The organism is Burkholderia sp. Bp9143, assembly GCF_003853645.1.
Lineage (GTDB): Bacteria > Pseudomonadota > Gammaproteobacteria > Burkholderiales > Burkholderiaceae > Burkholderia.
Map to the genome: position 1 here is coordinate 82,410 of NZ_QTPO01000011.1, position 18,694 is coordinate 101,103.

The following is an 18,694-nucleotide window of genomic DNA, read 5'->3' on the forward strand; positions in this document are numbered from 1 at the left end:
AGGCGCTCTCCCTCCTTCATGCGCCGGGCGGTCGGCTCGAACCGGGCATCGTCCGCAGGAATCCTGAACACGTCGCGGAGTGCGATCACTTCCGGATTGATTTCGACCGCGTCGATCGTCACGTCGGGTCGTTGCCGTTCGCGTCCTTGACCACCAACCCGGCCGATTCATCAGGGGATTCGGTGCGGGCGCCGGCCCATTCGTGGCCGCAGTCCGTGCACACGGTCAGTGCGCCGCACGAGTCGTGTTTTCCATCGCGCATTGTCGGCAGGCAGGGGCGGCGGACGTGCACGTTCCTCATCGAGGTTGCCGCCGCGCCATTGGCTCGCGGACGGGCCAAGCTCAAGGATTGATGCGCAGATGATTATAATGAAATACACATTTCGTTGATGCTGTCTTATAATCGCTTCTTGCCGCCGATCGCCGGAATTGAGGGCGGATTCGCGGAGGTAGTCGACATGTTCGATCTGGATGGGATGCTACTGCTGCCTGATCGGCGGCCCGTATCCTTGCCGGAGGTCGCGGGAAACCGGGGGCTGATCGTCGTGGGTGTCGGGCGTGGTGGCGAGCGCGGCTTCCAGATGGTCCACCGCTTCCATGATGCGGGTGAACGGCTTGCGGCAGCCGGTATCCATCTGGCCTTCGTTTATCCGCGGGAATCGGCCAGGCATGTGATGGACCCGACCTCGGTGGCCAGTGTGCGGTTCCGACACCACCCGCGCCTGCTTCTCGATGCAGATGGCTGCTGTTTCGCGCAGGGCGTGCCGCCTCGATTGCTCAGGGCCGTGTATCTGAGTGACGAAATGAAGCGTCTCGCCGGTTTCGAAATCGACGTGCGCAACGCGGCATGGGAAATCGAGTTCCAGGCGTTTCTGATGGCCTGCCGGATCGCCCCGTCCCACTGAACGAGCGCGCATCGGCGCAGGATGCGTGCGCCATCCGACGAACGGTCGCGGAAGCGTCGCGATTACAGCAGCCGGACCGACGTTCCTGAGGAATCGAAAATAGTTTTTGTCGACGTCGCTCGGGAATCGCACGGTCGCGTTGATCCGGACATCCATGCAGGGTTGTTCATGTCGTGGGCGATTGCGTTTGATATGGGAAGCGTCAACGCGGAAGTGTGCGGCTGAGGATCGCTGCCGCTCGCGAACATGAGGACGCGTACCGCTGCGGACATGACAAAAGGCTGAGCGTGCTTTCCTATCTGCGGTCTCTTTTTGCGCGACGCAAATTTCGCCGACTTCCCGTGATTCGCTTTCAATCCAGGCCGATCGATCTGGGCATCGACGGTGCCCTGCATTCGGGCTGGGAAGTCGCGATCCTGGATGTGTCCGGAGGCACAGTTGGCGCGGCGGTATACAGCCTGGCGCCTCGAACCGATCGGGTATACGTCCATCGACTGGACATTCGCCCGTCGATGCGGCGCCGCGGATATGGTCTCGCCTTCCTGTCGCATCTGCATCGAACGTACCAGTTGCCGATTACCGCCATCGGCGACGTACCGGATGTCCGGCCGTTCTGGCACGCTGCGAGAACCTTTCAATCCGGAGCATTGCGGGTGACGTCCGTGCAATCATCCGATGAGTTCCGCGACGAGCCGCGTCAATAGAGGTATCGGCGGGCGGCAACGCTCGGCTTGCACCCCCCGTCGGCGAAATCGTCGGACTCCTGGGTGAACGTGCATGCCACCCTTCGCGTAAGCGGACTTGCTCGCCGGTCATGCGCGACATAGATTGTCTTAATCGACGTCCGATTATTCGGAGGGGTCATGGAACTGCTCGTCGAACGCGTGGACGTCTGGGCGGCCACCATCGAGGACAAGCCGGGCGGTCTTGCACGCGTGTTGAACGCGTTGCGGGATGCGGGCGCGGATCTGCAATTCGTTGTCGCCCGGCGCGCACCGGAAACACCAGGCAAAGGGGTCGTATTTGTCGCGCCGCTGCAGGGGGACAAAGAGATCCGTGCAGCCACCCAGGCGGGATTCAATACGACCACGAGCCTGCACTCCATCCGCGTGATGGGGCTGGACCAACTCGGGATCATCGCGGAGCTGACCCAGAAACTGTCGGAAGGCGGGATCAATCTGCGCGGCGTATCCGCTGCCGTGCTCGGCTCGCAGTTCATTGCTTATCTCGCGCTCGACTCGCTGGCCGACGCCGAGCAGGCGACAGATATTTTGCAAAGGGCCTGAATGGCCGTTTCAGTCGGCCACCGGGTGAGCGGGCGGGCGTTCCGCGGTTGAATCTCGTGTGCGTTGCATCAGATCGTCGCCGCGGTTTGCCCGATCTTCAACCTGGGGAGGCTGCCGCGGAAAATCGACGGCGAATCAATTGCGGCATACGCGCGGATGAGGCGCCGGAGCGGCGCTTCGTGCGCGCGTTTCGTGGCGTTCGTCTTCCCGTGTTTTTGCGTGCCTTCGCGTTTCGTCATGCCGTGTGCGGCAAGCACGAGGTAGCGGGCGGGGGATCGGGTTGCCCGGCGCATTTGTCCGCTGTCGAGTTTTGAAGGAAAACCATGGCATTGTGATAAGAATACTTATCTTGTCGAGATTGATGCGTTGCAGTTTCATTGCGATTTTTCAGGGACCGAAAGCCGGAATCATGTCGGGCCTGGTTGGCCGAAGCTTCGATTATCGGGACGTCAAGCGCGCAGCGAGGCAAGGTTCGTGATCATCGAGCCTCGGGCGGCAACATCCGCGACGAAGTTGTCGGCAACGTCAGGATGAACGTGCAGCCTTTACCCGGGCGAGTGTGCAACTTGATGCTGCCGCCATATCGCTTGGCAATCGTCTTCACAAAAGCCAGCCCGAGGCCCGCGCCGGGCGGGCAACGAGAAGGTCCGGCCTGAAAGCGTTGAAATGGTTCGAACAGACGTTGCTGAGCTTCAGCCGAAATGCCGGGGCCGTGGTCGGAAACCGTAATGGCATAGCCGTGTTCGACGCAGGACAGACGTACCGTTACCGTGGCGTTCCTTGGACTGAATTTGATCGCATTGCTGACGAGATTGATGACCGCACGTACCAGCAGGAAGGGCTCCACATGTGCGACGCAGATGTCGTCCCCGATGTTCACGTCGAGGCGGATGCTTTGTGCTTGAGCCAGTGCCCACAATTCGTCTATCGCATCGAGCACCACGCTGCCGATATCCGTTTCCATCAGGGACCAGGTCGGCGCCTCGGCGCGCGCCAGCAGAACGAAGTCGTCGGCCAACGCCAGCGTCCGGTGCGCATACGTGGCGATTCGATCGAGCAGGTTCTGTGTGGCGGTGTGTTGTTCGGCGGTTCGATGAAGATCGATCAACGCAAGAATCGACGATTGAGGCGAGCGCATGTCGTGCGAAATGAAGTGCAGCCACGCCTCTCGGCGACGCTCCGCCAAACGCATCTCTGTCACGTCGAGCACGAACCCGATTGTTCGTTTGGTGATTTCGTTTTCATTCTGCGGATAGACCGTGGACTGAACCCACCGGATTTCACCATTGGGCCAAACCACGCGATACTCGAACCGATAATCCCTGCCGGACGAAATGAACGCTTTCGCGGTCTGCGTGACTTGAATGACCTTGTCGACGTCGTCCGGGTGAATAAAAGGGCGAAACTGGTCAATCGAGGTAATCGGATTGTCCGGAGCACGACCCATGATTCGATACCAGGTCTCGTCGCATTGCAGTGTGTCCGATGCGATGTCGTAGTCCCAGATTCCCAGTCCTCCGACCCGGGTCGCGATCGCGAGCCTCTCCTCGTTACGCCGAAGCAGATCGAGCGCGACGCGCTCGCGCGTGACATCTCTCGAAACACAGAGAATGGCAGTCGTCTTTCCGTCGGCGTCCAATATTGGCGTCAGCATGTTGTCCCAATATTGAATATCGCGTCCCGGGAGCTCGCTTCGCCCGGCAAATCTGCCGAATACACCGCGCCTGGCGGAATCCAGCGCGCTATTCCCCTCGGGCCAGACGTCTTCGGGTAACAACGGCAGCCACGGCATACCGAATCCGGAGTCTTCGTCGACGCCTAATGCCAGGCATCCGGAGCGATTCATGTGCAGCAAATTTCCTGCCGGCGAAATCAGCTTGATGCAATCTATGCTGACGTTAAGCATATCTGATTGTATCGATGCGCGACGCTTCAGCTCGCCTTCCTTGACCTTCAGGTCATGGATGTTCGTGCAAGTGCAAAGCCACCCGGCGCCGACACGATGAAGATTGACGATGAACCATTGGTCGGTGCCGCGGGAACCCGCCAGTCGGCACTCCAACGCTGTATGGTCCGAGTCCGGGTGTGCAGCGCGAAGTGTGGATAGCGCCGTGTATCGGTGCTGTGCATGGATCAACTCTATCCATTGGACTCGATGCGTGGTTCCGATAGGGCGATCCGCGTAGACAAGCCATGCGTCGTTGATGCTGACGATTTCCCCGTTCCCGTCGAAATAGCATGCTGGCGTCTGAAGAACATCGATCAGGCCGATGATTTCGAGTCCGTCCGCGCTTGCGGGACGAGTTTTGTCTGACGAAACAACCGAAGCTCCTGCTTTCGAACGCTTGGGAGCCGCAAGATCCGGGTCGACTGTATTGCATGCAGGGTTATTTTCATTCTCAAAACCAAATTCGTTCATTTCAATTACATCCCATGCGCCGCCGACACGTTTCGAGCATGTCAGATATCAGAAAATGCATCAATGGATAGAAGGCACTATGGACTGCATAGTAATGGCGAATATTGTATTTTGAGTGTCGGTGCCAAGTGAGGGTGATTGAGTTATAAAACTCAAGTAATGGCGATAGTGATCCCTGTATTAAATTCTGTTGATATTTAATCGGGCGTGCGGGCGAACGTACTTGAGAATGCGCACGTCACTTCGAGCGCCGACTGGAGAGGGTTCGCGAGATCACGGCATTCGGTTCGGGTGCGCCACAGCCAGTGGATCTCGAGATGACGGCACTGACCGTTCAGCATCGTTCGCTCAAGTGCAATCGATCAAGATACGGCCCGAAGCGCGCGCCCCATCTCCGCGATCGGCATCGCCGCGATCGAATTCAGCAGCCGCGTCTCCCCGGCGTCCGGGTGCGCGATCGCCCGCACTTCGTCGAGCGTCTGCGCGACGTGGCGATCGAGCGGTTCGAGAAAGCGCTGCAGTTCGCTCGCGGCCGCCTTCTCCTTGAGCCCGAGCGCCTGACCGAACGCGATCAGCGCATCCGCATCGATATCGACAAACCGCGTCGCGGTGCCGAGCGGCATCGTCAGTTCGCAGTGCGGCCAATGATCGCCGCGATGGTCGGGCCGGTGCGTCGGCGTGTGATACACCACCGTGCTGACGATGTCGTAGAACGGCGCGAGCCGGTAGCCGCGCGCGTCGACGAAGAACGACAGGTTCTTCAGGTGCGCGTCCGCATTGCCGACCACCACATTGAACACGGTCCAGCGGAACACCGACAGGCGCGCCAGCGCGCGCGTGCTGGTGCGGTCGATCGCGCGGGCGAGCTCCTGCGCATTCGCGCGCTGATACTTGAAGCCGCGGTCGTAGTTGAGCAGCTGCATCGCGTCGATCGTATGCACGCGCCCGGCCGGCGCCGACGCGACGTCGCGGTCGAACCGATCGATCACGTAGCACGCGGACGGCGCGCGCAGGAAGTGCACGTCGGGCACGTCGAGGCCCATCATCTTCGCGAGCTTCATGCAGAAGAATTCGTTGATCGCCGAGTGCGGGTAGCCGGCCGCGCGCATGTCCGGCTTGAGCAGGTGCATCGACGGCTCGCTGCCGACCGGCTCGTACAGCGCGTAGTCGGGCGCGTCGCCGCGCAGCACCAGCAGCAGCTTCTGCTGCGCGCCGGCCGCGGACATGCGCTTGGGCGCAGTGGCCGTCAGCGCGCGCTCGGGCATCGCCTGGATCCGGCGTTCGAGCTCGTCGAGCGGCAGCGGCTGCAGGCTGCCGGGCGCTTCCTGTTCGCCGTCGGCCAGCAGCGTCAGCGCGCCGGCCGATTCGCGCCCGAAGTACGCGAGCAGGCCCCACGCGTCGGCGGCATCGATCTTCGCCTCTCGTGCGAGCGACGTGCGCATGCCTTCCTCGGGCAGCAGGTTGTCGAAGAACCACTGGACCGGGCGATCGGTCGACGTGTCGGTGAAGGTGCCGGCGCGCAGCGCGAACGCCGGCGACAGCGGATAGGCGGCCGGGGACGCGAGCCATTGCGGGTCGTACGCGAACGACCAGATGCCCTTGTCGTCGGTCAGCGTGCCCATGCGCACGCCGTTGGCGGACGCGATCAGCGTTCTAGCCGCCATGGCTGCTCCTGCGGCGTTGCGCGGCCTTCAGCGCGGTGGCTTCCGAAATCTCGACCGACGACTCGGCGTACAGGCGCACGCCCAGTTCGCCGAGCAGCAGCATGACCTTGCCGATTTGCGCGGTCGGCTTCCCGGCTTCCACCTGGCTGATGAATTTCGGCGACAGCCCGGTCGCGTTCGCGAGTTCGTCGCGCGTGAACCCCTGCTGGAGCCGCGCCGCGCGGATGAGGTGGGCGAGCGCGCCGATCGTGTCGACGGACTGGGACTCCGACATGACGTTCTCCGTGCTTCGTATCTGATCGGGAACAGTATTGCACAACTCGCCAGTCCGGGCATCATTTCGTTTCCGTACGGAAACGAATTGGCGATCACAGGAGTGGGTGCGTCGCTGCGTACCCGATCGGGAACGGGGAGTCACGCAATCGTGACAGAGGCTGTTTCCGTATCCGATCGGATGCGGGGAAGGGGGCTGGCGTCCCGCCGGTCGCGTTCCCCGTACCGCGTTCAGCGTTCAGCGCCCGGCTTCCGCGCCGGCGCCGTCGTGCGCATCGCCGGTCGTCCCTGGCCAGCTCATCGCGAGATGCAGCGCGGCCGGGTCGACCGGTTTCACGAAATGCTGCAGGAACCCGGTGGCGAGACAGCGTTCGCGATCCGCGTTGCGGCCATAACCGGTCAGCGCGAGGAAGATGCACGGCGTGACTTCGTTGATCGCCTTCAGCCGGCGCAGCAGCTCGTAGCCGTCCATCACCGGCAGCCCGATATCGAGGATCGCGACGTCGGGGCGGTACGCGCGGTACGCGGCCAGCGCGCTCACCGGGTCGTGCACGACGGCGACCTCGTGACCGGCCTCGCGCAACCATTGCGCGAGCGTCGACGCGGCATCCTCGTGGTCGTCGACCAGCATCACGCGCCGGCCGATGCTGCCCGGCGCCATGTCGCGGATGCCCGGCGGCGGCTGTGGCGCGACCACCGCCACAGCCACCGCTTTCGGCCGGGACTCGGGCAACGTGATCGTAAACGTGCTGCCGCAGCCGGGTCCGGCGCTGTCCGCGCGCACCGTGCCGCCGTGCAGGGTCACGAGGCTTCGCACGAGCGCGAGGCCGATGCCGAGGCCGCCGTGCGCCTGCTTCGTCTCGCCGCCGAGCCGGTAGAACGGTTCGAAGATGCTGTCGAGGCGGTCGGGCGGAATGCCGGCGCCGTTGTCGCAGACCTCGATGGTCGCGGTACCGTCCGAGCCGTGCGCCGCGCGCACGGTAATGTCGCCGCCCGTCAGCGTGTATTTTGCCGCGTTGGTCAGCAGGTTCGCGACAGCCTGCGACAGCCGCACCGGGTCGCCGTGGCAGCATGCGTCCGGATCGGTGTCGACATGCAGGCGGTGACGGCGCGGCTCGAGCAGCGGGCTCGCGATCTCGACCGCGCGGTCGACGATATCGGCGAGCCGCACGGCCTCCTTCTTCAGCGTGATCTCGCCGCGCGTGATGCGCGACACGTCGAGCAGGTCGTCGATCAGCCGGACCATGTGATCGAGCTGCCGCTGGATGATCGCGATCTCGTTCGGCGTCGCGTGGCCGTCGCGGTTGCGGATCAGCTCCAGCGCGAGCGAGATCGGCGTCAGCGGATTGCGCAGCTCATGGCCGAGCACCGCGAGAAACTGGTCTTTCGCCTGATTCGCGTCGCGCAGCTCGCCCAGCAACCGGTCGCGCTCGGTGTTCGCGGCGACGAGCTTCTCGCGCGCGGCGACGTGCTCGGTAACCTCGACCGCGCTGACGATCACGCCGAGCCCGTCCGCGAGCGGCTGCGGATTGAAATGCAGCCGGTACACGCGGGCGCCGTCCTCCGGTTCGGGCCGGTCGCGGTGTTCGCCGATCGTCGTCGAACGGCCCTCCGCGCGGGCGGCTTCGAGCGCCCGCACGATCGCGGGCGTATCGCCGCCGGGCAGCACCGACGTCAGCGGCTGGTCGACGATGTCGGTCCGGCCGCACAGTGCGGAGAAGCGGTGATTCGCGAGCACGATCCGGTGCGCGGGGCCCGACAGCAGCGCGATCGGCAACGGTGCGTGCATCAGGACGCCGTTGCGTTGCTGTTCGGCGTCCTCGCGGCGGCGGATCTCGTCGCTCAGCGCGCGCGAGCGCTGCTGCGACAGCGCCAGCGTCAGGTGCAGCTCGTTGGTGTCGTTGCGCAGCGACGCGGCCGGCAGGATGCGGCGGTGCAGCGCGCACACGTGGCGGAACATCTCCGACTGCTCGGCGCTCGGAAACGCATCGTGCGGATAGCCGCAGTACAGCGAGAAGCGGTATCGCTCGATCAGCTCGTTCCACAGCGCTTCCAACCGCAGCGCCCCGGCGTACCGGTTCTGCGCGCACAGCAGCGCGACCATTTCGCCGAACGCGTGCACGGGCCGGCCGGCGCGGACCGCCGCTTCGACGATCATGCCGATCGAGCGGCGAAAGCGCGTGGGGTTTGGCAGGTCGCCGTCCATGAAGCTGTCGAGCAATGCCTGCGCGCCGGACATGAAGATCCGGTCGCGAACCGCGCCGCCGATCGCCGCGCCGAGCGTGTCCAGGCGTTCGTGCACCGCGGCGAGCCGGTCGGGCCGCGCGATCACGATCGCGCTGCCGCCGTCGCGCAGCGCATCGGCCGCGAACGACGCGACTTCCGACACGAGCTGCTCGCCGGACTCGTAGAACTGGACGAAGTGATCGGTCCGCATCGGCGCCGATTCCAGCAGGGGAGAGTCAGTTTTCATAGCTCACGACCACGCGATACCGCTGGCGGCCGGCGATTCCGTGGCGCCGCCATATCCGGGCGGGCGTGAGCAAGCTGCGTGCCGCGCGCGTGACGAGGCCCGGCGGCCTTGCGGCACGGCCTCGGCCCGCGCCGGCGGTGCCGGGTGAGGCCGCGTTTGTAAATTCTGCAGGAACGCGGCGCGCACAAGATCGTGCCGGACGATCCGCGCCGGACCGGGGTGCGGGATCCGGCCGGCACGCCTGCCGCCCGGGCAGCGATCTTTATCGCCGCAGCAGATAGACGTATCGGAATCGCAGCGTCGACGCAGTCCGGCGCTCGGGCACTCAGAACTTCACGCGCAGCCCGCTGACGAACGCGACCTGGCGATTCGTCGACGATGCGCTGCCGATGTTCGAGATCGCCGCGATCCTGCGATAGCCGCCCGACGTCGCGGTGCTCGGATCACCAGCCGCGAGCTGGTAGATGCCGGCGTGTGCGGCGTCATCGCGTCCGCGTTGCCTGCTGGCGCGGACGCATCGCGCGGTGGGCGAACGTCGACGCGCGATGACCGGCGATCGCGGTCATATCGATCGATGGAATCGTTCGATCGATGCGCGCCGGGTCACGGGCGTGGCGATGTTTTCATGCGACGGGGTGCTGTGCGGCGCGAGGCCGATGCGCTACGCGCGCGAGCCCGTCGATTCGCGGAAACGTGCGAGGATGCCGCGCGTGCCATGCGGGCGATGCGTCATGCGTGGCGCACGACATGAAGGGCAGGCCGGTGCGCCGAAGCGAAAGTGCCCGGCGCGGATCGAGTCGGATCAGGAGAACGTCGTCGCGACCATGATGCCGAACACCAGGCCGAGCGCGATGCTGGTCAGCCGGCCGTAGATCGATGCGCGCACGTTGTCGTCCAGCTCGAACGGCGAGCGCTTGTGCTTCCATACCGTGCTGAATGCAACCGGGCGGGTCAGCAGCACGGTGCAGGCGATCAGCACCGGCGTCGCGACGAGCATCGCGATGCGCGGCCCGTTCCAGTCGACGCCATGCATCATCAGCGAAACGAGCACGGCGAGCGGCACCTCGACGCACAGGCCGAGCAGCAAGCCGCCGACGAAGGAATCTCCCGGTGATTGGAACATGGTCGCCCGTCCGTTCGAATGAAAGCCGCGCCCGTTCTCGGGCCGTTGAAAATGGCGACCGTGTTCCTTGTCGAAGGCCCTGCTCGATCGTGTGGCCGGATGTTAAGGCAAATTGTCGACTGGTTGTCGGCTATTCAAGCTATTTAACAAATGTTCGACGGAAACCGGGTATCTTGCGCGGAACGGGACGCGCGCGCCGTGGTAAAAGTCGGCGACGATGTTCCGGCAGACGGAGCCGGGGCGCTGGCACGATGTGATCGAGCGGGTGGCGCGTGCGCTTGAAGCCAACCAGGGGATTGCAACATGATTGAAAACCTGACCCACCATCCGGCGACGATCGCCTGCAAGGTGTGCGCCGCCGAAGCGGACATCTGCGGCGTGGTCGATTTCTCGCGCTGCGGCGCCGACACGATCGCCGGGAAAAAGGTCGATCCGTTCGTGGGCGTGCCGATCTACTACTACGCGTGCAGGCAATGCGGATTCACGTGCACGCCGGCCTTCGACCACTGGACGCACGACGATTTTGCGCGTCACGTGTACAACGACGACTACGCGCGCCACGATCCGGAGTACCTCGAGCATCGTCCGCAGCAGCACGCCGACCTGATCTGCACGAGCTTTCCGGCAATGCGGGAGAGCCGCATTCTCGATTTCGGCTCGGGGCTCGGGCTGCTGGAAAAGAAGTTGTCCGCGCGCGGGTTCGCGGACGTGACTTCGTATGACCCGTTCAGCCATCCCGTCGCGCCGCAGGGGCAGTTCGACTCGATCCTGTCGTTCGAGGTCTTCGAGCATCATCCGGATCCTCGAAGCCTGTTCGCCGACATCATCGGGTACAGGGTGCCGGCGCACTTCTGTTTCAGACGTCCCTGATCACGCCGGAGATCCTTGCGCGAGGGATCGAGCAATGGTGGTACTGCGTGCCGCGCAACGGGCATATTTCGTTTTACACGAGCCAGGCACTGACGCTGCTGGCGACGCGGCATGGGCTCGAATTCGGATCGTTCAGTCCGGAGTTGCACGTGGTTTTCGATCGTGCGGCGGCGCCGGGGTGGCTTTCCAGGTTCCTTGCGTGACAGCGTGTCCGTGCCGCGGCGTCGATCCGCATCGTCTTCATCCAGGTTTCCGCACGGCCGTCAGTCGAGCGGGACCGTGAGCCGTTCGATCACGGCGGCTGTCTCGGGACGCACGCCGCGCCACCACGCGAACGCTTCCGCTGCCTGCTCGACCAACATGCCGACGCCGTCCGCGATGCCGCGCACGCCGGCATTGCGCGCAAGCCGGAGAAAGGGCGTCAGCCGCTTGCCGTAAGCAAGCTCGTACGCGGCTCCGGCCGGGCTGAAGACGCTCGGCGGGACGGGCGGCAGATCGCCGGCGAGGCTCGCGGACGTGGCGTTGACCACCAGATCGAAACGTCCCATCGCGGCGAGATCGGTATAGCCGCACGCCAGCAGCGGCCCGCGTCCGGCGACCGACCCGGACAGCGCACGCGCCTTGTCGACGTCTCGATTCGCGATCACCAGCTCGGCCGGCCCGGCCGCGAGGAAGGGCAGCAGCGCGCCGCGAGCCGCGCCGCCCGCGCCGAGCATCAGCACGCGTTTGCCGGCCATCGGCAGGCCGAGATTGATCTCGATGTCGCGTACGAGCCCGATCCCGTCGAAGTTGTCCGCCAGAATGCGTCCGCCGTCGAACTTGAGCGCGTTGGCCGCGCCGGCGAGCGATGCGCGCTCGCTGCGTTCGTCCGACATCGCGAACGCCTCGAGCTTGAACGGGGCGGTGACGTTGATGCCCTTGCCGCCGCTCGCGGCGAATGCCCGCACCACGTCGGCGAAGGCGCCTTGCGGCTCGACCGGCCCCTCGATGGCCGAGTAGCGCAGGTCCTGCCGCGACGCTTGCGCGAAGATGCCGTGGATCAGCGGAGATTTCGTGTGTCCGATCGGATTGCCGATCACCGCGTACTGGTCAGTCATCATTGGCTCGCTTTTGAGTAGAGAACACCATCGGCCTGCATGGCATCGATTTCAGCGGGATCGAACCCGAGCGAACGAGCGACGTCGGCGTTGTGCTGCCCGAGATCGGGCGCGACGTCGCGAATCGTCGTATCGCAATCCGAGAACCGGAACGGCAGGTTCGGCAGGCGCAGCGTGCCGTAGCGCGGGTGCTGCTGCTCGACGACCATGCCCCGGGCCTGGATTTGCGGATCCGCCAGTACCTCGTCGATGCGTTGTACCTTCGCGCAGGGCACGTCGATGCGATCGAGCAGGTCGAGTACCGACGCGACGGAACGAGCGGCCACCCACGGCTCGACGACCGACAGGATTTCCACGCGGTGCGCGTTGCGTCCGACGCTGTCGTGAAATCGCGTGTCGGCGCCGAAGCCCGCCGGCCCGCCGTGCGCTTCGATCAGGGCAGCGAAGCGTTTCCACGCGTCGTCGACCTGCGCGGCGATCACGAGATCGCCGTCTGCCGCGCGGAACACGCCATAGAGCGTCGAAGTCGGCATGTCGTGCCCGGTCTGCTCGGGCAGCACGCCTTGCAGCGTGTAGCACTGGACCGCGTATTCGTGCATGGAGACCAGCGTGTCGTACAGCGCCATGTCGATGTGCTGTCCGCGGCCGCTCTTCACGCGTCCCAGCAGCGCGGCGTTGATGGCCGCGACCGCGTGAATGCCGGTGTACATGTCGCCAAGCGAGATGCGCAGCAGCGGCGGCCGCTCGCCCGGCGTGCCGACCATCTGCATGATGCCGCTCCTGGCCTCGGCGATCAGCCCGAAGCCCGCGCGATGCGCGTCGGGGCCGGTGTGCCCGTATGCCGAAATCGAGCAATAGACGAGTGCCGGATTGCGTGCCGACAACTCGGCATAGCCGAGCCCCAGCTTGTCCAGCGCGCCGGGCCGGTAGTTCTCGATGAACACGTCCGCGGAGTCGCACAGCCGCTGCATGAATGCCTTGCCGCGCGCGTCCTTCATGTTCACGCTGACGCCGCGCTTGCCCATGTTGAGCTGCAGGAAATAGCCGCTTTGCTGGTCGTCGAGTACCGTCGCGTGCTGGCGGCCGGCGTCGCCGGTGCCGGGGCGCTCGACCTTGATCACTTCGGCGCCGAGCGCCGCGAGGCAGCGCCCGACATAGGGGCCGGCCAGGAAATGGCTGTAGTCGACGACGCGAATACCTTCGAGAGGGCGGGCCTGCATCAGAACGCTCCCGGCCGGCGCGGCACCATCAGCCGATGTTCGCCGCGCTGAACGACCTGGCCGTCCTGATTGATCAGCTCCGACGGCAGCACGACGATGCCCCAGCCCGGGCGGCTCTTGCTCGCCCGCATCGAGCCGACGCGGAACGTCACGTGCAGCACGTCGTTCACCTTGATCGGCAGCAGGAAGTCCCAGGTCCAGCCGAGCGACATGCCCGGCACGAAGCGGTAGTCGCTCTGCGTCTTGAGGCCGTCGGCGATCGACAGCCCGAACAGGCCGTGCGCGACGAGGCAGCCGAAGTGGCTCGCGTTCGCGTATGCCTCGTCGACGTGCACCGGCGTGTGGTCGCCGGTGAGATCCGCGTAGGCGAGGATGCGCGCTTGGGTCACCGTGTAGCTCGGACTCGTGCATGCGTCGCCCTCGCGGGCGTCGTCCCAGTATTTTTCGACGATCGTCATGGTCATGCCTCCGTTCGCGGATTGATCGCCAGCGCCTGCGCGACACAGGAGGCGGGCGTTGCCTGAATGAGTTCGACGGCCAGGCCGTCGGGCAGGCGCAGCCAGTTCCGCCCCTGCGGCATTTCAGTGACGCCGTACGCTTGCGCCGCGGCCAGCGCGGCCTCCAGGTCTTCGCACATCACGCCCAGATGGCCGAGCCGGCCCTCGGGGCCGTCCCACGCAGGGGCATGGATGAACTGCATGCCGCCGAGCGTCCAGTACTGCCGCGGCGCGTCGACGGTGCCGTCCACCTCGCGCATCGTCATGCCGAGCACGTCCTCGAAGAACCGGATGTGCCAATGAATGTCCTTCACCCAGATGGCGACGTGCTCCAGATAGGCTTTCGTGGCGCTCATGCGGCAACCTCCTGCGCCCGGCGATCGGCCATCGCGCGTTCGATCCCCTTGATGCACGCGACCAGCGTCGCGTTGACCGGCGTGGGCACGCCGTATCGCTGTCCCCAGCGCACGACCGATCCGTTGATGAAGTCGATCTCGGTGATCGCGCCTCTCTCCAGGCTCTGCAGCATCGACGTCTTGAACGCGGCGGACAGGCCTTCGGCGGCCAGTGTCCACGCCTGCTCGGGGTCCGTCATCGACAGCCTGACGCCGGCCGCTTGCGCGGTCTCGATCGCCTCGGCGACGGCCGCGAGCGACGTCGCCTTCAGCAGCGGTTCGTCGTACAACTGCCCGTAGGTCAGGCCGGTGATGCCGGTGAGCGCGCCCGTGGCGACGTTGACCAGCAGCTTGTCCCACATCGTGCCGACGATGTTGTCGCTGACCGTCGTCGCGAGGCCCGCGGCGTTGAATGCGTCGGCGATCGCCTGCACGCGGGGCGTGATGCGGCCGTCGAGCTCGCCGATGCTGGTGCGCTTGCCGGCCACGCCGGATTCGATGTGTCCGTCGCCGCGCCGCACGCCGCCGACGTAGGTCTTGCCGGCGAGCACGCGCTCGCGGCCGACGACGTCGGCGAGGATGTCCTCGTGCCCGAGGCCGTTCTGCAGCGACAGCACGAGCGTGTCGGGCCCGATCAGCCCTTGCGCGCCGCGCATGGCCGCGTCGGTATTGAACGATTTGACCAGCACGATCACCAGGTCCGCGACGCCGACGTCGGCCGCCTGCGTCGTCGCGCGGACGCGCACGCGGCGGGATCCGCTCGTATCGTCGACCTGGAGGCCGTCGCGGCACATCGCGCCGACGTGCGACGGCGAGCGGTCGATCAGCCAGGTTTCGTGGCCGCCTTCGGTCAGGGCGGCGCCAATCGCGCAGCCCAGCGCGCCGGCGCCCAGCATTGCAATCTTCATGGGGTGTCTCCAATGTCATGCAGGGTTGACGTATCGCTGCACGATAGAAGTCGCCCGTCATACTGGCAATGCAATGACTACAATGGCGTCATTGCAATAGACAATAAAGCGACGATTCCATGATTCCGACCGATCTTCCCGACCTGAAGCTGCTCCAGCTGTTCGATCTGCTGTACGACGCGCGCAGCGTCACCCGCGTGGCCGAGCAACTCGGACAGAGTCAGCCGACGGTCAGCATCTGGCTCGGACGCCTGCGCGAACACCTGCACGATCCGCTGTTCATTCGAACGCCCGGCGGCATGGCGCCGACGCCTCAGGCCGACGCGCTCATCGGCCCGTGCCGCGAAATCCTCGAATCGTTGCGGCGTTTCGCGGCCTGGGAAATCGCGTTCGACCCGGCGACAGCCCAGCGCCGGTTTCGCATCTGCATGACCGATGCGAGCCATGTCACGCTGTTGCCGCGGCTGTTGGCACACGTTCGCGCGCAGGCGCCGGGTGTCAGGCTGGAGGCGGCGAGGATCGACGGCAACACGGAACGGGCGCTCGAGTCGGGCGAAGCCGATCTCGCGATCGGCTACGTGCCGTGGCTGGGTGGCGGGATCTACCAGCAGAAACTGTACGACCAGGACTGGGTGTGTCTGGCCAATCGCCATCACCCGAGGATTCGCGCGCGCCTCGGCGTGAAACAGTATCGGGCGGAGGGCCATGTGGTCATTACCGCCGGAACGGGCGCGCAGCTACTCGACCAGGCGCTGATGCGCGAGCGCATCGAGCGTCAGGTCGTGCTGGCGCTGCCCGGATTTCTGGGTTTGGGCGCGATCGTCCAGAGCACGGACCTGATCACGACGCTGCCTCGCCATATCGGCGAGACGCTGGCCCAGACCAACGATCTGGCGGTTCATGCCTGTCCGATCGAGGTCGAGGGGTTTGCGGTTCGACAGCACTGGCACTCGCGATATCACCATGAAGCCGGCAATCGCTGGCTGCGCGGTGTGGTGGTGCAGTTGTTCGCGAACACGCGTTGATCGTGGGGGTGGCGCCGGTTGATGTCGGTATTCGCAATCGGCGGTCGTCGTGCGTGCCTGCGGCGGCGTCCCGGTCAGCGCCTTGCCGCGCCGACCCCTTCGAACGGGAGCACGCCCGTCTGCCGCCCCAGCTGTTCGGCACGCCGGTAGATGGCCTGCATCAGCAGCATCGCGTTTCGCGTCGGCGGCGAGAATTTCGAATAGACGAGCGTGGAAGTCATTTCGAGGTTCTCGACGAGCGGGCGCACGACGCAATCGGCGCCTTCCGCGGCGAACTCGTCGACGATGGCGAGCCCGAGCCCGCCGCGCACCAGCGCGAGCGCCTGGTCGGCACGCGTCACGTCGACGACCGACGTGAGATCGACATCGGCCTGCTGGCACGCGCGCGCGATCACCGTGCCGAACGGAATGTCGCGCCTGAACAGGATCATCGGCTCGCCTTCGAGATCGGCAAGCGCGATGCGCGGCCGCGCCGCCAGCGGGTGGTCCGCCGGCAGCGCGCACACCATGCGTCCGCGCATGAACGGCACGACGTCGAGGTGCTCGTGCTCGATCGGCATCGACGTCACGGCGACGTCGACGGTCTTGCTCAGCACCTCCAGCGGCATTTCAGCCATCAGCGTCGTGTGCCAGTCGACCCGCAGCCCGGGCAGCTTGCGCTTGAGCTCGACGATCGCCGGCGCGACGATCGTCGTCGCGAGCGACGGGCTGCACGACACGCGCAACAGGCTTGCCGGCCCGAGTGCCAGTGCGCGCGCGAACTCGTCGACGCGCAGCGCCGACTGGTAGACCTGCTCGACCTCGCGAAACAGCGCCTGCGCTTCCGCGGTAGGAATCAGGCGGCCCTTGGTGCGCTCGAACAGACGCAGGCCGAGCGTCGTTTCCGTGTGCGACACGAGCTTGCTGACGGCCGGCTGCGACACGTAGAGCATCTTCGCCGCCGCGTTGATCGACCCGGTGAGCATCACCGCGCGAAACACTTCCATTTGCCGCAGCTTGAAGCGCATGTCCTTTCCCCGCCGCCGCGCGCCGCGCCCGGACCATTAACCAAAGGTTATAGGATAGCCGAAACTCGGCATACGACAGCGCAGTGGCAACTCCCTAGTATCTCCATCGAGGAACGCGCCGCCCGGAAGGCATTCCGGGATCCGGCGGCCCACCAGACCAAGATGGAGACACGATGAACTCGACCCCGACGTCGCAGGCGCCAACCGCGCCTGCCGCCCACGGCGCAGCCGTCGCACGCACGCGCACGCGCTTCGGCATTCTCGCGCTGCTCGCGATCGGCACGATGATCAACTATCTCGACCGCAGCGTCGCGGGCATCGCCGCGCCCGGCATGAGCCACGACCTGGGGCTGACGCCGGCGTTGATGGGCGTGATCTTCTCGGCATTCTCGTGGACCTATACGGCCTCGCAGATCCCCGGCGGGCTGTTGCTGGATCGTATCGGCACGCGCTGGACCTATTTCTTCGCATTGACGCTCTGGTCGTTCTTCACCGGGCTGCAAGGGCTCGCGACAGGGTTCGTGTCGCTGCTCGTGATGCGTCTCTTGATCGGCGCGGCCGAAGCGCCGTGCTTCCCGACGAACAGCCGCGTCGTGGCGGTCTGGTTTCCGCAGAGTGAGCGGGCGCGCGCCACGGGCGTCTATACGTTCGCCGAGTACGTGGGGCTGGCGTTTCTCAGCCCGCTGCTGTTCTGGATCGATCAACACTACGGATGGCGTGCGCTGTTCGGCATCGTCGGTGCGGTGGGGGTCGCGTTCGGCGCCGTCTGGCTGCTGCGCTTTCATGAGCCGCACCAGTCGAAGCGCGCGAATCGTGCCGAACTCGACCATATCGCGAACGGCGGCGGCGTCGTCGACGGCAGCCGCGACGTGATGCGCTTTCGTTGGTCCGATGTCGGCGCGCTGCTGCGCCGCCGCAGCATGTTCGGCATCTGCATCGGCCAGTTCGCATGCAATTCCACCAACGTGTTCTTCCTGACCTGGTTCCCGACCTATCTCGTCACGGAGCGCCACATGCCGTGGCTGAAGGTCGGCATCGTCGCGATGCTGCCGTTCATCGCGGCGTCGGCGGGCACGCTGTCGGGCGGCTGGATCTCCGACGCGATGCTGCGTCGCGGCGTGTCGCTGAACTGGGCGCGCAAGCTGCCGGTGATCTCCGGGCTGCTGCTGGCCTCGACGATCGTGCTCGCGAACTACGTGGATTCGACCGCAGCCGTGATCGCGATTCTGTGCGTCGCGTACTTCGCCCAAGGCATGTCGGCCCTCGCCTGGATGATCGTTTCCGATATCGCGCCGAAGGGCCTGCTCGGCCTGAGCGGCGGCATCTTCAACCTGTTCGCGAACGCCGCCGGCATCGTCACGCCGCTCGTCATCGGCCTGATCGTCAACGCGACGGGCTCGTTCGTGTACGCACTCGCGTTCATCTCGGCCGTCACGCTGGTTGGCGCGCTCTCCTATGTGTTCGTGGTCGGCGACATCCAGCGGATCGTGCTGACCGGCCGCGAATCCTCCCGTCACTGAATTCTGAAAGGA

At 65.3% G+C, this 18,694-nt stretch carries 19 protein-coding genes and 3 pseudogenes; 7 read left to right on the forward strand and 15 right to left on the reverse strand.

The features are described 5' to 3' along the window. Positions 1–38 precede the first annotated feature (38 nt). Positions 39–137, reverse strand: a pseudogene (locus DIE23_RS40105) (spermidine synthase); the annotation flags it as partial. Next, positions 131–255, reverse strand: a pseudogene (locus DIE23_RS40110) (alkylphosphonate utilization protein); the annotation flags it as partial. The pseudogenes DIE23_RS40110 and DIE23_RS40105, both read right to left, overlap by 7 nt. 203 nt (positions 256–458) lie before the next feature. Here DIE23_RS40110 and DIE23_RS10735 point away from each other — a divergent pair. The 3 genes from DIE23_RS10735 to DIE23_RS10745 all read left to right on the forward strand — a co-directional run bounded on the left by DIE23_RS10735 (position 459) and on the right by DIE23_RS10745 (position 2,191). Next, entirely contained in the window at positions 459–905 is a 447-nt protein-coding gene (locus DIE23_RS10735) for a hypothetical protein (RefSeq protein WP_124612096.1), read from the forward strand. Between the two features lie 287 nt (positions 906–1,192). Beyond that, positions 1,193–1,609, forward strand: coding sequence for a hypothetical protein (locus DIE23_RS40115; RefSeq protein ID WP_260436032.1), 417 nt, complete (start codon positions 1,193–1,195; stop codon positions 1,607–1,609). A gap of 159 nt (positions 1,610–1,768) precedes the next feature. Next, on the forward strand, positions 1,769–2,191 hold the full coding sequence (locus DIE23_RS10745; RefSeq protein ID WP_124612097.1) for an ACT domain-containing protein: 423 nt from the start codon (positions 1,769–1,771) through the stop codon (positions 2,189–2,191). 68 nt (positions 2,192–2,259) lie between these two features. Here DIE23_RS10745 and DIE23_RS39495 read toward each other — a convergent pair whose 3' ends face one another. From DIE23_RS39495 to DIE23_RS10780, 7 genes and pseudogenes are all read right to left on the reverse strand, one after another. After that, complete coding sequence (locus tag DIE23_RS39495) at positions 2,260–2,430, reverse strand: hypothetical protein (RefSeq protein WP_185646425.1); 171 nt, start codon at positions 2,428–2,430, stop codon at positions 2,260–2,262. Positions 2,431–2,669: 239 nt separating this feature from the next. Further along, a complete protein-coding gene (locus DIE23_RS10755; RefSeq protein ID WP_124612098.1) occupies positions 2,670–4,610 on the reverse strand; it encodes an ATP-binding protein in 1,941 nt (646 codons plus the stop codon). Between the two features lie 362 nt (positions 4,611–4,972). Next, positions 4,973–6,274 carry a HipA domain-containing protein gene (locus DIE23_RS10760; RefSeq protein ID WP_124612099.1) on the reverse strand — a complete coding sequence of 434 codons (1,302 nt, stop codon included), beginning with the start codon at positions 6,272–6,274 and terminating at the stop codon, positions 4,973–4,975. Beyond that, positions 6,264–6,548, reverse strand: coding sequence for a helix-turn-helix transcriptional regulator (locus DIE23_RS10765; RefSeq protein WP_124612100.1), 285 nt, complete (start codon positions 6,546–6,548; stop codon positions 6,264–6,266). The genes DIE23_RS10760 and DIE23_RS10765 overlap by 11 nt, the downstream gene beginning before the upstream one ends. 237 nt (positions 6,549–6,785) lie before the next feature. Next, complete coding sequence (locus DIE23_RS10770; protein ID WP_124612101.1) at positions 6,786–8,984, reverse strand: ATP-binding protein; 2,199 nt, start codon at positions 8,982–8,984, stop codon at positions 6,786–6,788. A 361-nt stretch (positions 8,985–9,345) separates the two neighbouring features. Continuing rightward, positions 9,346–9,495 (reverse strand): annotated as a pseudogene (locus DIE23_RS40120) (porin); the annotation flags it as partial. A 327-nt stretch (positions 9,496–9,822) separates the two neighbouring features. After that, positions 9,823–10,143, reverse strand: a complete 321-nt coding sequence (locus tag DIE23_RS10780) for a hypothetical protein (RefSeq protein ID WP_124612102.1) — start codon at positions 10,141–10,143, stop codon at positions 9,823–9,825. A gap of 303 nt (positions 10,144–10,446) precedes the next feature. Between DIE23_RS10780 and DIE23_RS10785 the strand changes: the two genes are divergently transcribed. Next, positions 10,447–11,013, forward strand: a complete 567-nt coding sequence (locus tag DIE23_RS10785; protein WP_260436033.1) for a class I SAM-dependent methyltransferase — start codon at positions 10,447–10,449, stop codon at positions 11,011–11,013. A 26-nt stretch (positions 11,014–11,039) separates the two neighbouring features. Beyond that, the gene (locus tag DIE23_RS40825) at positions 11,040–11,216 is read left to right on the forward strand and encodes a methyltransferase domain-containing protein (protein ID WP_409364228.1); all 177 of its coding nucleotides are present in this window, start codon (positions 11,040–11,042) and stop codon (positions 11,214–11,216) included. A gap of 60 nt (positions 11,217–11,276) precedes the next feature. Here the strand turns inward: DIE23_RS40825 and aroE are convergent, their stop codons facing one another. The 5 genes from aroE to DIE23_RS10810 are packed head-to-tail and all read right to left on the reverse strand — an operon-like array spanning position 11,277 to position 15,130. Next, positions 11,277–12,110 (reverse strand): shikimate dehydrogenase, encoded by an 834-nt coding sequence (gene aroE, locus DIE23_RS10790; protein WP_124612103.1) that lies wholly within the window; start codon positions 12,108–12,110, stop codon positions 11,277–11,279. Beyond that, entirely contained in the window at positions 12,110–13,330 is a 1,221-nt protein-coding gene (locus DIE23_RS10795; protein ID WP_124612104.1) for a CaiB/BaiF CoA-transferase family protein, read from the reverse strand. The genes aroE and DIE23_RS10795 overlap by 1 nt, the downstream gene beginning before the upstream one ends. Continuing rightward, complete coding sequence (locus tag DIE23_RS10800; RefSeq protein WP_124612105.1) at positions 13,330–13,788, reverse strand: MaoC family dehydratase; 459 nt, start codon at positions 13,786–13,788, stop codon at positions 13,330–13,332. Before DIE23_RS10800 ends, DIE23_RS10795 begins: the two co-directional genes overlap by 1 nt. 2 nt (positions 13,789–13,790) lie before the next feature. Then, complete coding sequence (locus DIE23_RS10805) at positions 13,791–14,183, reverse strand: VOC family protein (RefSeq protein WP_124612106.1); 393 nt, start codon at positions 14,181–14,183, stop codon at positions 13,791–13,793. Further along, positions 14,180–15,130: a ketopantoate reductase family protein gene (locus DIE23_RS10810; RefSeq protein ID WP_124612107.1), complete on the reverse strand. Its 951-nt coding sequence runs from the start codon at positions 15,128–15,130 to the stop codon at positions 14,180–14,182. The genes DIE23_RS10805 and DIE23_RS10810 overlap by 4 nt, the downstream gene beginning before the upstream one ends. A gap of 119 nt (positions 15,131–15,249) precedes the next feature. Here DIE23_RS10810 and DIE23_RS10815 point away from each other — a divergent pair, with 119 nt between their 5' ends. Beyond that, the gene (locus DIE23_RS10815; protein ID WP_124612108.1) at positions 15,250–16,155 is read left to right on the forward strand and encodes a LysR family transcriptional regulator; all 906 of its coding nucleotides are present in this window, start codon (positions 15,250–15,252) and stop codon (positions 16,153–16,155) included. 74 nt (positions 16,156–16,229) lie between these two features. On the opposite strand, the gene DIE23_RS10820 is transcribed toward DIE23_RS10815, so the two are convergent. Beyond that, the gene (locus tag DIE23_RS10820; protein WP_124612109.1) at positions 16,230–17,162 is read right to left on the reverse strand and encodes a LysR family transcriptional regulator; all 933 of its coding nucleotides are present in this window, start codon (positions 17,160–17,162) and stop codon (positions 16,230–16,232) included. Positions 17,163–17,335: 173 nt separating this feature from the next. Here DIE23_RS10820 and DIE23_RS10825 point away from each other — a divergent pair, with 173 nt between their 5' ends. Beyond that, positions 17,336–18,682, forward strand: a complete 1,347-nt coding sequence (locus tag DIE23_RS10825) for an MFS transporter (protein ID WP_124612110.1) — start codon at positions 17,336–17,338, stop codon at positions 18,680–18,682. The last annotated feature ends 12 nt before the right edge of the window (positions 18,683–18,694 follow it).

Coding starts and splice junctions, on each gene's coding strand:
- DIE23_RS10735 (WP_124612096.1), top strand. CDS start 459: ATGTTCGATCTGGATGGGATGCTACTGCTGCCTGATCGGCGGCCCGTA.
- DIE23_RS10745 (WP_124612097.1), top strand. CDS start 1,769: ATGGAACTGCTCGTCGAACGCGTGGACGTCTGGGCGGCCACCATCGAG.
- DIE23_RS39495 (WP_185646425.1), bottom strand. CDS start 2,430: ATGACGAAACGCGAAGGCACGCAAAAACACGGGAAGACGAACGCCACG.
- DIE23_RS10755 (WP_124612098.1), bottom strand. CDS start 4,610: ATGAACGAATTTGGTTTTGAGAATGAAAATAACCCTGCATGCAATACA.
- DIE23_RS10760 (WP_124612099.1), bottom strand. CDS start 6,274: ATGGCGGCTAGAACGCTGATCGCGTCCGCCAACGGCGTGCGCATGGGC.
- DIE23_RS10765 (WP_124612100.1), bottom strand. CDS start 6,548: ATGTCGGAGTCCCAGTCCGTCGACACGATCGGCGCGCTCGCCCACCTC.
- DIE23_RS10770 (WP_124612101.1), bottom strand. CDS start 8,984: ATGCGGACCGATCACTTCGTCCAGTTCTACGAGTCCGGCGAGCAGCTC.
- DIE23_RS10780 (WP_124612102.1), bottom strand. CDS start 10,143: ATGTTCCAATCACCGGGAGATTCCTTCGTCGGCGGCTTGCTGCTCGGC.
- DIE23_RS10785 (WP_260436033.1), top strand. CDS start 10,447: ATGATTGAAAACCTGACCCACCATCCGGCGACGATCGCCTGCAAGGTG.
- aroE (WP_124612103.1), bottom strand. CDS start 12,110: ATGACTGACCAGTACGCGGTGATCGGCAATCCGATCGGACACACGAAA.
- DIE23_RS10795 (WP_124612104.1), bottom strand. CDS start 13,330: ATGCAGGCCCGCCCTCTCGAAGGTATTCGCGTCGTCGACTACAGCCAT.
- DIE23_RS10800 (WP_124612105.1), bottom strand. CDS start 13,788: ATGACGATCGTCGAAAAATACTGGGACGACGCCCGCGAGGGCGACGCA.
- DIE23_RS10805 (WP_124612106.1), bottom strand. CDS start 14,183: ATGAGCGCCACGAAAGCCTATCTGGAGCACGTCGCCATCTGGGTGAAG.
- DIE23_RS10810 (WP_124612107.1), bottom strand. CDS start 15,130: ATGAAGATTGCAATGCTGGGCGCCGGCGCGCTGGGCTGCGCGATTGGC.
- DIE23_RS10815 (WP_124612108.1), top strand. CDS start 15,250: ATGATTCCGACCGATCTTCCCGACCTGAAGCTGCTCCAGCTGTTCGAT.
- DIE23_RS10820 (WP_124612109.1), bottom strand. CDS start 17,162: ATGCGCTTCAAGCTGCGGCAAATGGAAGTGTTTCGCGCGGTGATGCTC.
- DIE23_RS10825 (WP_124612110.1), top strand. CDS start 17,336: ATGAACTCGACCCCGACGTCGCAGGCGCCAACCGCGCCTGCCGCCCAC.